General features: G+C 71.5%; 14 protein-coding genes. 8 read left to right on the top strand and 6 right to left on the bottom strand.

Translation table 11 applies throughout. The features are described from left to right. A partial coding sequence (locus ACWDN5_RS33235; RefSeq protein WP_449679063.1) for a helix-turn-helix domain-containing protein occupies positions 1-666 on the bottom strand: 666 nt, incomplete at its 3' end. Positions 667-803: 137 nt separating this feature from the next. Here ACWDN5_RS33235 and ACWDN5_RS33230 point away from each other — a divergent pair. The 3 genes from ACWDN5_RS33230 (at position 804) to ACWDN5_RS33220 (ending at position 3,244) form a co-directional block, all read left to right on the top strand. Next, positions 804-1,733: an alpha/beta hydrolase gene (locus tag ACWDN5_RS33230; protein ID WP_449679062.1), complete on the top strand. Its 930-nt coding sequence runs from the start codon at positions 804-806 to the stop codon at positions 1,731-1,733. Between the two features lie 87 nt (positions 1,734-1,820). Then, the gene (locus tag ACWDN5_RS33225) at positions 1,821-2,750 is read left to right on the top strand and encodes an esterase/lipase family protein (protein WP_449679061.1); all 930 of its coding nucleotides are present in this window, start codon (positions 1,821-1,823) and stop codon (positions 2,748-2,750) included. A 68-nt stretch (positions 2,751-2,818) separates the two neighbouring features. Continuing rightward, a complete protein-coding gene (locus ACWDN5_RS33220; protein WP_449679060.1) occupies positions 2,819-3,244 on the top strand; it encodes a hypothetical protein in 426 nt (141 codons plus the stop codon). On the opposite strand, the gene ACWDN5_RS33215 is transcribed toward ACWDN5_RS33220, so the two are convergent. Then, complete coding sequence (locus tag ACWDN5_RS33215) at positions 3,241-3,639, bottom strand: hypothetical protein (protein ID WP_449679059.1); 399 nt, start codon at positions 3,637-3,639, stop codon at positions 3,241-3,243. The two genes, ACWDN5_RS33220 and ACWDN5_RS33215, sit on opposite strands and share 4 nt — an antisense overlap. Before the next feature lie 81 nt (positions 3,640-3,720). Between ACWDN5_RS33215 and ACWDN5_RS33210 the strand changes: the two genes are divergently transcribed. Then, complete coding sequence (locus ACWDN5_RS33210; RefSeq protein ID WP_310970922.1) at positions 3,721-4,533, top strand: DUF1206 domain-containing protein; 813 nt, start codon at positions 3,721-3,723, stop codon at positions 4,531-4,533. A 114-nt stretch (positions 4,534-4,647) separates the two neighbouring features. After that, complete coding sequence (locus ACWDN5_RS33205; protein ID WP_310970921.1) at positions 4,648-5,088, top strand: DoxX family protein; 441 nt, start codon at positions 4,648-4,650, stop codon at positions 5,086-5,088. 48 nt (positions 5,089-5,136) lie between these two features. On the opposite strand, the gene ACWDN5_RS33200 is transcribed toward ACWDN5_RS33205, so the two are convergent. Then, a complete protein-coding gene (locus tag ACWDN5_RS33200; RefSeq protein ID WP_310970920.1) occupies positions 5,137-5,841 on the bottom strand; it encodes a TIGR03089 family protein in 705 nt (234 codons plus the stop codon). Between the two features lie 108 nt (positions 5,842-5,949). Between ACWDN5_RS33200 and ACWDN5_RS33195 the strand changes: the two genes are divergently transcribed. After that, positions 5,950-6,786: an NmrA family NAD(P)-binding protein gene (locus ACWDN5_RS33195; RefSeq protein ID WP_449679058.1), complete on the top strand. Its 837-nt coding sequence runs from the start codon at positions 5,950-5,952 to the stop codon at positions 6,784-6,786. Here ACWDN5_RS33195 and ACWDN5_RS33190 read toward each other — a convergent pair. Continuing rightward, on the bottom strand, positions 6,779-8,059 hold the full coding sequence (locus ACWDN5_RS33190) for an LCP family protein (protein WP_449679057.1): 1,281 nt from the start codon (positions 8,057-8,059) through the stop codon (positions 6,779-6,781). The two genes, ACWDN5_RS33195 and ACWDN5_RS33190, sit on opposite strands and share 8 nt — an antisense overlap. A 37-nt stretch (positions 8,060-8,096) precedes the next feature. Beyond that, positions 8,097-9,623, bottom strand: coding sequence for an LCP family protein (locus tag ACWDN5_RS33185; RefSeq protein ID WP_449679056.1), 1,527 nt, complete (start codon positions 9,621-9,623; stop codon positions 8,097-8,099). 136 nt (positions 9,624-9,759) lie between these two features. Between ACWDN5_RS33185 and rfbB the strand changes: the two genes are divergently transcribed. Further along, complete coding sequence (gene rfbB / locus ACWDN5_RS33180; RefSeq protein WP_310970914.1) at positions 9,760-10,749, top strand: dTDP-glucose 4,6-dehydratase; 990 nt, start codon at positions 9,760-9,762, stop codon at positions 10,747-10,749. Between the two features lie 11 nt (positions 10,750-10,760). Continuing rightward, positions 10,761-11,651: a dTDP-4-dehydrorhamnose reductase gene (rfbD, locus tag ACWDN5_RS33175; protein WP_449679055.1), complete on the top strand. Its 891-nt coding sequence runs from the start codon at positions 10,761-10,763 to the stop codon at positions 11,649-11,651. Here the strand turns inward: rfbD and ACWDN5_RS33170 are convergent. Continuing rightward, positions 11,630-11,791, bottom strand: a complete 162-nt coding sequence (locus tag ACWDN5_RS33170; protein ID WP_449679054.1) for a hypothetical protein — start codon at positions 11,789-11,791, stop codon at positions 11,630-11,632. The genes rfbD and ACWDN5_RS33170 overlap by 22 nt on opposite strands. Positions 11,792-12,098: the final 307 nt, after the last annotated feature.

The raw sequence follows: 12,098 nt of genomic DNA, 5'->3' as shown, positions 1-12,098 counted from the left end.
GTCGGGCAGGACGGTCGCGAGGTGACCGATCGCGGTGGTGGCGAGGATGCGGCGGACGTCGGCGTCGAGCATGGTCGGCTCCTTGTGGTGGTCGGCCGCCGCCTCCATGCGGAGGGCCGCCACTGCCTCGCGGGCGTCGTGCTGCCAGTTCTCGTGGAGTTCGCGGACCGCCGGGTTCGTGAACAGCAAGCGCAGGTAATTGCGCTGGTGCGGGGGGATCGCCGCGAAGTCGGTGAAGAGGGCCGTGGCCGCGGGGTTCCAGGCCAGGATGTCCAGGCGCCGGCCGAGCACCAGCGCCGGGGTTCCGGTGAGCTGGGCCAGGAGCCTGCTCATGGCCGGACGCACGCGCTGCGCGGGCCGGCGCCTGCGGGGGAGGGCGTCGGCCCGGCCGGCCAGCTCGTACAGGTAGCGCTGCTGGTCTTCGTCCAGGCGCAACGCCTTCGCCAGGGTGATCAGCACCGGTGCCGAGGCCCGGACGCGGCCCTGCTCCAGGCGCGTGTAGTAGTCCACGCTGATCGCCGCCAGCCCGGCGACCTCTTCGCGGCGCAGGCCGGTGACCCGGCGGCCCGCCGCCCGGTCCGGGAGGCCGCAGTCCCGCGGGGTCAGCTGGGCGCGGCGGGCCTTGAGGAACGCGCCCAGCGCCCGGGGGCCGGAATCCGGTGTCATGCCTCCAGTGTCCCCGCGCCGCCGCGCTCGAAGGGGGGCAAGGTCTTTCCCAGGCAGGAACCCGCTCTCCCGCCCGGGGCGGAACCGACGGACTGTGGTGGAGCAACGACCACCACGTCTCGAGGAGAACACCCCCGATGGCCAGGACCACCGTCACCTTCGACAGCGCCGGCATCACACTCGCCGCCCACCTCCACACCCCCGACACGCCGGCCGCCGGGCCGTGGCCCGCCCTCGTCGTCGGGCACCCCGGGACCGGGGTCAAGGAACAGACCGCCGGCACCTACGCCCGGCTGATGGCCGAACGCGGCTTCGTCACCCTCGCCTTCGACGCCGCCTACCAGGGCGAGTCCGGCGGCCTGCCCCGCGGGCTCGAAGACCCCGCCCAGCGGGTCGAAGACTTCAAGGCCGCTGTCTCCTTCCTCATCACCCGGGAGGAGGTCGACGCCGACCGCATCGGGCTGCTCGGCATCTGCGCTTCCGGTGGCTACTCGCTCGCCGCGGCCGGGGGCGACCACCGCGTCAAGGCCGTCGCCACCGCCAGCGGGGCCGACGTCGCCCGCCAGTTCCGGTTCGGTGCCGACGGCACCCAGGATCCCGCCGTCTTCCAGGGCCTGCTCGACCTCGCCGCCCAGGCTCGCACCGCCGCCGCGCGGGGGGACGACCCCGGCGTCCTGACCATGTTCCCCGAGACCGCCGAACAGGCCGGTGCGCTCGGCGGTGAGCACGGTGTCGAGGGTTTCGAGTACTACTGCACCCCGCGCGGCGAGCACGAGCGGTCCGCGAAGTCCCTCGCCTGGCCGAGCGTCGACAAGCTGGCATCCTTCGACGCCTTCCACGCCGTTCCGCTCATCGCCCCGCGCCCGCTGCTCCAGATCGTCGGCAGCCGGGCCGTCACTTCCTGGATGGCCGTCGACGTCCACCAGCGCGCCACCGGCCCCAAGGAGCTCCACTGGATCGAGGGCGCGAGCCACGTCGACCTCTACGACAAGAAGGAGTACATCGACCCCGCCGTCGAGAAGCTCGCCGGCTATTTCCGGGACGCCCTCGCCGTCGGCGGAAAATGACCCACTAGGGGGAGGTTCGAACAAGTTACTCGCGCGTTGAACGTGCGGTGACGCGGGTCACCATCGGTTCACAGAGAGGTGAAGCGGATGGGCGCAACGACGCGCAGGTGGCTCACGACGGTCGTCGCCGCGGTGGCGGCACTCGCACTGGGGGCCGGGACCGGTCATACGGCCGAACGAGAACCGACCGGGCCCGTGCAGCCCACCATCCTCACCGCCGCCGTCTACTCGCTCGGGGCGCCCACCATCGCTCCTCCTGGGGCCAACGACTGGAACTGCAAACCGAGCGCGCAGCACCCCAACCCGGTTCTCCTCTCCAACGGGACCACCGCCAACGCCTACGAAAACTGGGCCAACCTCTCGCAGAAGCTCGCCGACGCCGGGTACTGCGTCTTCGCGGGGAACTTCGGCGGCGCCCCCGGCTCCTTCCTGCAGACCGTCGGGCCCGTCGCCGACACCGCGAAAGCGCTTGCCGCCTTCGGGGAACGGATCCTCGCCGCCACCGGGGCCGCGAAGCTCGACGTCGTCGGGCACTCGCAGGGTGGGATGAACATCCGGTACTGGATCAAGTACCTCGGGGGCGCGGACAAGATCAGCCGGCTCGTCGGGCTGTCGCCGTCCAACCACGGGACCGATCTCTTCGGGCTGCTGAGCACCCTCGAGATGATCCCCGGGGTCCCCGCCGCGCTCGGGGCCGTCTGCCAGGCCTGCAACGACCAGGCCGTCGGCTCGGATTTCCTCGCCGACCTCAACGCCGGCGGGGAAACCGTGCCCGGCATCCGGTACACCGTCATCCAGACCCGCTACGACGACGTCGTGACGCCGTACACGAGCGCTTTCCTCGCCCCCGCGTCGAACGTGCGGAACATCCTGCTGCAGGACGTCTGCGTGCTCGACTTCACCGACCACCTCGGCATCACCTACGACCCCGTCGCGCAGGGGCTGGTGCTCAACGCGCTCGATCCCGCGCACGCGAAGACGCCGCCGTGTGTCTTCGTGCCGCCCGTCCTCGGCTGAGTTTCGCCACATGAGACATAACCCACCGCCGGGGCGGATTTGCGCTCCGGCGGTGTCACCCTCGAAGCATGTACTGGCCGGTTCCGGCGTCCTGGACGCCCCACGACGAAGCCGAGCTGGTCGCCGGCTGGCGGCTGTGGCTCGAGCTGTCCGATCGCGCCTGGCCGACCGCCGCCTGGGACGGGACCCCGGCCGGCGCCGTCCGCCAGCTGCGTGACCTGCTCGCCGCGTGCGACGAGATCGAGACCGCCTACCGCGCGGCCGCCGATGAGCCGTCGGCCGGGTTCCTGAGCCTGACGCAGGGCCTCGCCGTCACGGCGGGCTCGGCGATCTCGCTGTGGTTCGATGACTTCGACCAGCTGGACGGCGAGCGCGCGGCCCTGCTGCACGAGGACCTCGCCCGGTTCGCCGAGCAGGCGGAAGAGGTCCTGACGCTGCTGGCGGTCAACGGCGGCTGGGCCGGTCTCGACGAGGTGCGGCGCCGCCCGGCCTAAGCCGCCGTCACCGTCGGATCGGTGCCGCCCGCCGCGACCGGCCGGAACCGCGTGCCGCACAGGTCGGCCAGCGGGCGGTCCAGGGTCAGCTCCGAGTCCGGTTCGATCGCCCAGCCGAGCTCGACGACCGTGTCGGTCTTCTCCCGGTACTCGACCTGGTGCGTGACGTCCCCGTCGGCCACCGACCACTCGCCGCCGACGGTCAGGTGCAGCCGGGCGGTCAGCCGGCCCGGTGCCGGGACGTGCCAGCGGAACCGGTGGACGAGGAATTCGGTGCTCCAGCTCGCCCAGTACATCCAGCCCGACCCGTCCGGGCGGAAGCCCAGGTCCGAGTACTCGGGGTCGTTCGGGTAGACCTCCTGTTCCGACCAGTAGCCGAGCAGCGGGTTGTCCATGAGCGGATCGTCCCAGGCACAGCAAGTGATTAGGCCGCTTGGCCGAGCGGAACGGGGTCGGGCGTGGGTACTCCAGCAGGCATGAACCGGACAGAGGCCACCGCCGAACGAGGCGAAAAGAGCAACACCGCGCAACTGCTCGGCCGCGCCGGCATGGCGTGCTACGGCGTCGTGCACCTCGTCATCGCCTACCTGGCCCTGCAGGTCGCTTTCGGCGACAGCGAGCAGGCCGACCAGAAGGGTGCCCTGGAGCAGATCGGCTCGACGGCGTTCGGGCAGGTCCTGCTCTGGATCGTCGCCGTCGGCCTGATCCTGTTCGGGCTCTGGCAGTTCATGATGGCCGCGACCGGCTACGAGTGGGTCAGCGGCGGCAAGCGGACGCGCAAGCGGATCGGCGCGGCCGCGCGCGGTGTCGTCGTGATCGCGCTGGGCATCAGCGCCATCCGCATCGCCACCGGCAGCGGAGGCGGGTCCAGCAACCAGAACCAGCAGGAGTTCACCGCCAAGCTGCTCCAGCTGCCGGCCGGGCCGGCGCTGGTCGTGATCGCCGCCGCGTGCGTGCTGGGAGTCGCCATCGCCGCCGGCGTCAAGGGTGCGAAGAAGAAGTTCCTCGAGGACCTGAACACGACCGAACTGCCGGGCAAGACCAAGCGCTGGATCGGCGGGGTCGGCACCACCGGCTACCTGGCGAAGGGTGTCGTCCTGGCCGTCGTCGCGATCCTGCTGGCCATCGCCGGCTTCCAGGCCGACCCGAACAAGGCCGGCGGGCTGGACGCGGCCCTGAAGACGCTCGCCGCCCAGCCGTTCGGCCCGGTTCTGCTCACCGTCGTGGCGCTCGGCCTCGCCGCGTTCGGCGCCTATTGCTTCGGCGCGGCCTGGGCGCACAAGCGCTGAGGGCGTGCCTGTCGGTTTCCTGTCGATCACCGTCCGGAGCTTCGGGTCCGGGTGCTCGGTGCCCTACTTTGGGTCGGGTCAGTTGAATATTCACCTACCCGGGAGCTGAAACCGATGTTCGGACGATTCAAGGACGTGGCCCTGTTGCTGGGGAGGATCGGCGTCGCGGTCGTCTTCCTCGCGCACGGGCTCCAGAAGTGGAACAACGGCATCGACGGCACGGCGAAGTTCTTCGAGATGGCGGGCATCCCGCTGCCGACGGCCGCCGCGGTCTTCGCGATGACGGTCGAGATCCTCGGCTCGGTCGCCTTCATCGTGGGCTTCCTGCTGCCGCTCGTCGGCATCGGCTACGTCGTGATCTCGGTCGGCGCGCTGCTCTCGGTGCACATCGACAACGGCCTGACCGGCCAGGGCGGCTACGAGCTGGTCCTGGTGCTCGCGCTCGCCGGGCTCGCCCTCGGCTTCAACGGCGGCCGGATCTCGCTCGACCACCTGCTGTGGGGCCGCAGGCGCGCCCGCCGCGACGTCGAGGCGGGCGAGCTGCAGAACGCCTGAGCCGCAAGCGCGGTGAAGGCCACCTCACCGAGGTGGCCTTCACCCGTTTCACGCCGGGAGGTCCGCCGTGGTGCGTTCCGCCTCGCGGCGGGCGTCCAGCTTCGCCGGGTCCGCGTTGCTGATGTGGACCAGGTGGACGCCCGCGGCCAGGGGGACGAGCAGGCCGTCGAGGATGCCCTCCGGCTCGGTCCAGTCCCGGGTGGACAGCACCCGGTCGCCGGCGGTGAGGCCGAGTTTCGCCGCGCGGGCCCTGGCTTCGGCCAGCACCTCCTCCACAGTGGACTCGAAGAGCGCGGCCGTGCTGCCGGGGATCGGGAACAGCGGGCGGTACTGGTCGCCGGCCAGCCGCGCCTCGCTCAGGTAGTCGAACGCACCGCCGCCGGGCGGCTCGGCGAGGCCGCGGCCCATCGGGTCGAGCGTCACGACGGCGGTGGCCGCCGCGCCGGTCGGTTCCGGGTCGTCCGGCCCGACGAACGCCACCCGCGCGCCCGCGCCTTCGGTCACCACGCGCGCCCCGCACCACCACGCCCCGAGCAGCACGCCGACGGTCTGCCAGTGCGCCGGGAGCTGCACCGCCACGGCGTCGCCCGGCTCGACGTCGAACTCCTCGGTCAGCCAGTTGGCCGTCTTCGCCGCCCAGTTCGCGGTGGTCGCCACGGACAGCTCGACGCGGCTGCCCAGCTGGTCGTCGTAGTGGGTGATCAACGGTTGGGCGGCCGGCAGCGGGCGCAGCAGCTCGTCGGTCAGGCTCATGGGGACAAGGCTAAAGCGCGGACCGCGCGCCGCGCCGGTTGACACCGGCTGACCGTCCTCAGTACGTTTGCTTTGAAAGCAAAATTATCTCGGGAGCTGGGGGACAGCATGACGATTCTCGTCACCGGAGCCACCGGACACGTCGGGCGCGCGGTGGTCGACGCCCTCGTCGCGGCCGGTCAGGACGTGCGCGCGTCGAGCCGTGACGCCGCGAAGCTCGACGTGCCGGACGGCGTCGCAAAGGTGAGCGCGGACCTGGAAGACGCCTCGACGCTGGAGCCCGCGCTCGACGGTGTCTCCGCCGCCTTCCTGTACACGCGTCCGCAGGGCATCGAAGGATTCGTGAAGGCGGCCGAGGCGGCCGGCGTGCGGCACGTCGTGCTGCTGTCGTCGGCCGCGACCCTCGAACCGGATGCCGAGCACAGCCGGATCGCGGGGCTGCACCGCGCGGTCGAGCAGGCCCTGGCCGCGGGGTCGTTCGCTTCGACGGCGTTGAACCCGGGCGCGTTCGCGACGAACACCCTGGGCTGGCGCGCCGACGTCGCCGAGGGAGTGGTCCGCACGGCGTACCCCGACTCGCGGATCGGGGCGATCCACGAGCGGGACATCGCCGACGTCGCGACCCGGATCCTGATCGACGGCTCGCACGACGGGGAGTCGCTCGCGCTGACGGGCCCGGAGCCGATCTCGTTCCGCGAGCAGGCCGAGGTGCTTTCGGACGTTCTCGGCCGGCCGTTGCGGGTCGAAGAGCTGACGAAGGAGCAGGCCATCGAGCGCATGCTGGCGCTGGGCTGGCCGCCGGACGTGCCGGCGTCCGTGCTCGGGGCCTGGGAGCGGACGGTGCGGGAGCCGTCGGTGGTGACGGACGTGGTCCGCGAGGTGACCGGCCACGCGCCGCGGACGTTCCGCCAGTGGGTCGAGGAGCACCGCGTCGACTTCAGTTGACGCAGGTGACTCCGGGGGAGGCCTCGAGCAGCGGCGCCGCGGCGGGGGCGGCGCCGCTGCCCGAGCCGCCACCGGAACCGCCGCCCGCCGGGGCCTGGGCCGCCGCTGCCGGGGCGGGACGGCCCGCCAGGCCCGCCACGAACTCGCGGACCGCCTTCAGGTCGATCTGGACGATGCTCTGCCCGTCCGCGCTGCGGCCGTTCGCCGTCACCACCGGGATCGTCGCGAACGTCAGGTCGCCCGACGCGATCCCCTTCGCCTGCTGCGCGAACTGCAGCAGGTCGAGGCCCGGGTCCAGGGTCAGCGACCGGTGGACCGCGTCCATCAGGTCGTTCAGCATGCCCGGGCTGGTCAGCGTGCCCGCCGACAGCAGCTGGTGCAGCGCCGACGACAGGAACGCCTGCTGCCGCACGATCCGGTCCAGGTCGCCACGCGGCAGGTTCTTGCGCTGCCGGACGAACGACAGCGCCTCGCCGCCCGAGACCGTCTGCTCGCCGCGGCGGAAGTTCGCGCCCGAGTCCTTGTCCTCGGTCGCGTGGTTCAGGCACACCTTGACGCCGCCGAGCGCCTCGGTCATCAGGTAGAACCCCAGCAGGTTGATCTCGGCGTAGTGGTCGATCCGCACCTGCGTCAGGTCCTGCAGCGCCTGCACCAGCACGCGGCGGCCTTCGGTGTCGGAGTCGCGTTCGATCTTCGCCTGGTCGCGCTCGCCCTGCCCCCGCATCGCCTGCGCCGCGCGCGCCTTCGCGACGCCGTACGCCGAGTTGATCTTGGCTTCGCCGCGGCCCGGGATGGCCGTCCAGGTGTCGCGCGGGATCGAGACCGCCGACGGCTTGCCGCCGTTCTTCGGCACCCGCAGCAGGATCATCGTGTCGGTGTTCACCGCGCCGTCGTTGGCTTCGGTGCGCAGCTGCCGCAGCACCCGCGGCGGCAGCGCGTTGCCCTGCGCGTCCGTGCGCGCGTCGCTGCCGACGAGCAGGATGTCCTCGGCGCCGTCGTCCGCGGGCGGCGGCGCGGGCTCGCCGGCCCGCGGGGTGAGCGCGTCGGTCGTCGGGACCGTGCTCTGCAGCTGGTCCTTGGTGACGTAGCCGTAGCCGCTGGCACCGAGCGCGAGCAGGGACACCAAGCCGACCGCCACGCGGCGCGTCACCCGCCCTGCGCGACGCACCCGCGAAGGCGCAGGCGCTTGCCGCGGAAACGGCGACGGCTTCCAGTCGTCGCTCAGCGTTACCGGCTCGGCTTTCGCCTCCGGTTCTTCCTGGTCGTCTGCCACGCTGGCTTTCCTCCCCCGAACACCCTGCGTACCCAGTCTAGTTGACGCAGGGGACGTCGCCCGCCGTGATCGGCGGCGCGGCGGGGGTGGCCGGGGCCACCGGCGGCTTCGTGGCCGGCGACGTCGGCGCGCCACCGGCTCCGGCGGCCGAGTTCCGCAGGTCCTTGCCCAGCAGCACGCGCACGTGCCCGGCCGGGACGTCCCGGTCCGGCTCGGCCTGCGCCGCGGTGCCCAGCGCCTGCTTGACCAGGCCCAGCGCGGTGTCGTCGCCCGGGTGGTAGCGGATGACGGTGGCGTTGCGGGTGCTCAGCCGCTGGTCCGCGGCGAGCGTGAAGCCCTTGCTCTGCAGCGTGGCGTGCGTCTGGCCGGCCAGCGACGGCGAACCCGAACCGTCGAACAGCTCGACCGTGACGGCCTGCGCGCCGGCCAGCTGCGTCGACGTCGGCGTGGCCGGGGTGTCGCCGTCCGACGTCAGCCGCGTCACCTCCGCCGCCACCTGGGCCGGGTCGACGCGCAGCACGTCGGCGCCGCCAATGGTCGCGTTGCCCAGCGTCGGAATGGTGTGGAACTCGATCCGGCCGCCGGTCAGGCCGCGCATCTGCTCGGCGAACTCCGTCAGGTCCCAGCCCTGGGACAGCACCACGGACTTCTTCACCGCCGCCACCAGATCGGCGATCTTGCCGGGGCTGGTCAGCACGTCGGTCGAGATCACCTTGCGGGCCAGCCCGGACAGGAACGCCTGCTGCCGCGCGATCCGGTCGAGGTCGTAGTTGGGCAGGCCGTAGCGCTGGCGGACGAACGCGAGCGCCTGCACGCCTTCGATCGTCTGGCGGCCGCCCGGCAGGTCGACGCCGGACTTCGTTTCCTTGACCGGACCCTTGAGGCAGACCTCGACGCCGCCGATGGACTTGGTGATCTCGTAGAAGCTCGCCAGGTTGACCTCGGCGTAGCGGTCGATCATGCCCGGCTTGCCGATGAACTTCTCGATCGTGGCGATGAGGTTCTTCCGCCCTGCGACTTTTGCCTGCGCGTCGGCTTCCTTGAGGTCGGTCATGCCCTGGCGCTGCAACGCCCGGTAAGTGTCCGTGTACGCGTAGACGAACGCGCTGTTGAGCTTGTGCTTGCCGAAGCCGCCGGTCAGCTCCACCCACGAGTCGCGGGGGAACGAGATCGCGATCGCCTGCTTCCCGTTCTGGGGGATGTGCACGAGGATCATCGTGTCGGTGTTCAGCTCGCCGTCGGAGACGCCGGCGTGCAGCATGTCCAGCACCTCGCGGGGCAGCGGGTTGCCCTGCGCGTCGGTGCGGCTGTCCTGGCCGACCAGCAGGATGTCGACCGCGCCGTCGAGCGGCTTCGCGTGCGCTTCGGTGTCGGCGAACACGTTCGTGGTCGTCAGGCCGGTGTTCGGGTCGCCGATGTAGTTCCAGCCGTACCAGGTCAGCGCCAGGATGGCGACGGACAGCAGGGACACCACGACCTTGCCGCCGCGGCGGGCGAAGACCGCGACACCGTGGCCGGTCCGCCCCCGGCGCGCCGGGATGGTCGGCGCAGCCTGTTCGGTCACGCGCTTCCTCCCCTGTGACCCCGTACTTCCCCCAGGACACCAGCGTGCCTCCACCGAGACTCTACTGAGGGTGTTGTGGGACCTCCGTAGGCTGGGGGCGGATTGCCCCTCCGGGGCGCGAGGGAAAGGCGGGAAGATGCGGGTCCTGGTCACCGGTGGTGCCGGCTTCATCGGGTCGCACTACGTCCGGCAGGTGCTGACCGGCGCCTACCCGGCGTTGCGCGACGCCGAGGTGGTGGTGCTGGACAAGCTCACCTACGCGGGCAACGAGGCCAACCTGGCCCCCGTGGCCGCCGACCCGCGGCTGCGGTTCGTCCGCGGCGACATCTGCGACACGGCACTGGTGGCCGACGTGATGACCGGTGTGGACCTCGTCGTGCACTTCGCCGCGGAGTCGCATGTGGACCGCTCGATCCTCGGTGCCGCCGACTTCGTGCTGACGAACGTGCTCGGCACGCAGAACCTGCTGCAGGCGGCGCTGGAAGCGGGCGTCTCGAAGTTCGTGCACGTGTCCACCGACGAGGTGTACGGCTCGATCGAGCACGGTTCGTGGTCCGAAGACCACCTGCTGGAGCCGAATTCGCCGTACTCGGCGTCGAAGGCGTCGTCGGATCTGGTGGCGCGGTCGTTCTTCCGCACCCACGGGCTGCCGGTGTGCATCACCCGGTGTTCCAACAACTACGGTCCGTACCAGTTCCCGGAAAAGGTCATCCCGCTGTTCGTGACGAACCTGCTCGACGGCCGGAAGGTGCCGCTGTACGGCGACGGCCTCAACGTCCGTGACTGGCTGCACGTGGACGACCACTGCCACGGCATCCAGCTGGTCGCCGACGGCGGCCGCCCGGGCGAGATCTACAACATCGGCGGCGGCACCGAGCTGACGAACCGCTCGCTGACGGAGAAGCTGCTCGAGGCCGTCGGCGCGGGCTGGGACAGCGTCGAGCCGGTCGAGGACCGGAAGGGCCACGACCGCCGGTATTCGGTGGACATCACGAAGATCAGCGAGGAGCTGGGGTACGCTCCGCGCGTTTCCTTCGAAGACGGTCTGGCCGGGACGGTGGCCTGGTACCGGGACAATCGTGCGTGGTGGGAACCGCTGGCCGAGCGGGCCGCGCTGAAGAAGTAGGGGAAGTTTCTGTGCCGCTGACGGTGCTTGTGCCCGGGGGTTCCGGGCAGCTCGGCCGGGATCTCGCCGCACTGGCGTCCGCTTCGGTGGACGTCGTGGCTCCGGGTTCGGCCGAACTGGATGTGACGGCGACGGGCCAGGTACTGGCCGCGGTCGGCGCGTTGGCCGAGCGGGCCCGGGCAGCGGGTTCGGCGCCGGTGGTGATCAACGCGGCGGCCTACACGGCGGTCGACAAGGCCGAGACGGACGAGGAGCGGGCGTTCGCGGTGAACGCGGACGGCCCCCGCGTCCTGGCGGCGGCGTGCGCGTCACGGCAGGTGCCGCTGATCCACGTGTCGACGGATTACGTGTTCTCCGGAGACGCTTCGCAGCCGTACGAGCCCACGGACGAACTGGGGCCTCGGTCGGCGTACGGCCGCACGAAGGCGGCGGGCGAGGACGCGGTGCTCGGGTCCGGGGCGTCGTCGTGGGTGGTACGGACGTCCTGGCTGTACGGCAAGTCGGGGTCGAACTTCGTGAAGACCATGGCGGCTTTGGAGTCTTCCCGGCCGGAACTGTCCGTTGTGGACGATCAGGTGGGCGGTCCCACGTGGACGGCCGACCTGGCGGCGGGGTTGCTGGAGCTGGCTTCACGGGTGGTCGCGGGGGAGGGGCCGGCGGCACGGGTGCTGCACTGCACGAACTCGGGTGCGGTGAGCTGGTGCGGGTTCGCGCGTGCGGTGTTCGCGCACTTGGGGGCGGATCCGTCCCGGGTGAAGCCGTGCACCACGGCGGAGTTCCCGCGGCCCGCGCCGCGTCCGGCGTACTCGGTGCTGTCGCCGGCTTCGTGGGTGGAGGCCGGGTTGACGCCGCTGCGGTCGTGGGAAGCGGCGCTGGACGCCTACTTCGAGGGTGCCGAGTAAGCGAGTGTCATCGCGGTCGTCTCGGCGGCCCACGTGGTCCAGTCCAGGCCGTCGGGCCAGTAGTGGCGGGTGGCGGCGCGGTGCACGCAGGCGCCGATGACGGTCCGGGCGGCCGTCCGGACGGCCGGGCTGTCGCCCACGGCTTCGACGAAGGCCTGCTGGATGGTGGCCCGCCAAGGCCTGGGTGAACGCGCCGACGACCGCGCGGACCCCGGGTGGCGGGTCGCGGAGGGCTTCGCCGACGCTCGCCTTCAACGGCTGAGCAGCTGATCCTTCACCGCGAACAGGAGCTGGTCCTTGCCCGCGAAGCGACCGGTCCGGGATCCTGGTCTTCGCCTCGCACTCCGACGAACTGCTCGGAGAACTGTGCACCGGCGCCCTGTGGATGGACGAAGGCCGGATCCGCCTGAGCGGGTCGCCCGACGGTGTCCTCGCCGCCTACAAGAG

Source organism: Amycolatopsis sp. NPDC003731 (assembly GCF_053586895.1).
The sequence above is the reverse complement of the archived record's forward strand: the minus strand, read 5'-3'. Positions and strand labels throughout refer to the sequence as shown.

Excerpts from the sequence above, each read along its gene's own strand:
- ACWDN5_RS33230 (WP_449679062.1), top strand. The coding sequence starts at position 804 with ATGGCCAGGACCACCGTCACCTTCGACAGCGCCGGCATCACACTCGCC.
- ACWDN5_RS33225 (WP_449679061.1), top strand. The coding sequence starts at position 1,821 with ATGGGCGCAACGACGCGCAGGTGGCTCACGACGGTCGTCGCCGCGGTG.
- ACWDN5_RS33220 (WP_449679060.1), top strand. The coding sequence starts at position 2,819 with ATGTACTGGCCGGTTCCGGCGTCCTGGACGCCCCACGACGAAGCCGAG.
- ACWDN5_RS33215 (WP_449679059.1), bottom strand. The coding sequence starts at position 3,639 with ATGGACAACCCGCTGCTCGGCTACTGGTCGGAACAGGAGGTCTACCCG.
- ACWDN5_RS33210 (WP_310970922.1), top strand. The coding sequence starts at position 3,721 with ATGAACCGGACAGAGGCCACCGCCGAACGAGGCGAAAAGAGCAACACC.
- ACWDN5_RS33205 (WP_310970921.1), top strand. The coding sequence starts at position 4,648 with ATGTTCGGACGATTCAAGGACGTGGCCCTGTTGCTGGGGAGGATCGGC.
- ACWDN5_RS33200 (WP_310970920.1), bottom strand. The coding sequence starts at position 5,841 with ATGAGCCTGACCGACGAGCTGCTGCGCCCGCTGCCGGCCGCCCAACCG.
- ACWDN5_RS33195 (WP_449679058.1), top strand. The coding sequence starts at position 5,950 with ATGACGATTCTCGTCACCGGAGCCACCGGACACGTCGGGCGCGCGGTG.
- rfbB (WP_310970914.1), top strand. The coding sequence starts at position 9,760 with ATGCGGGTCCTGGTCACCGGTGGTGCCGGCTTCATCGGGTCGCACTAC.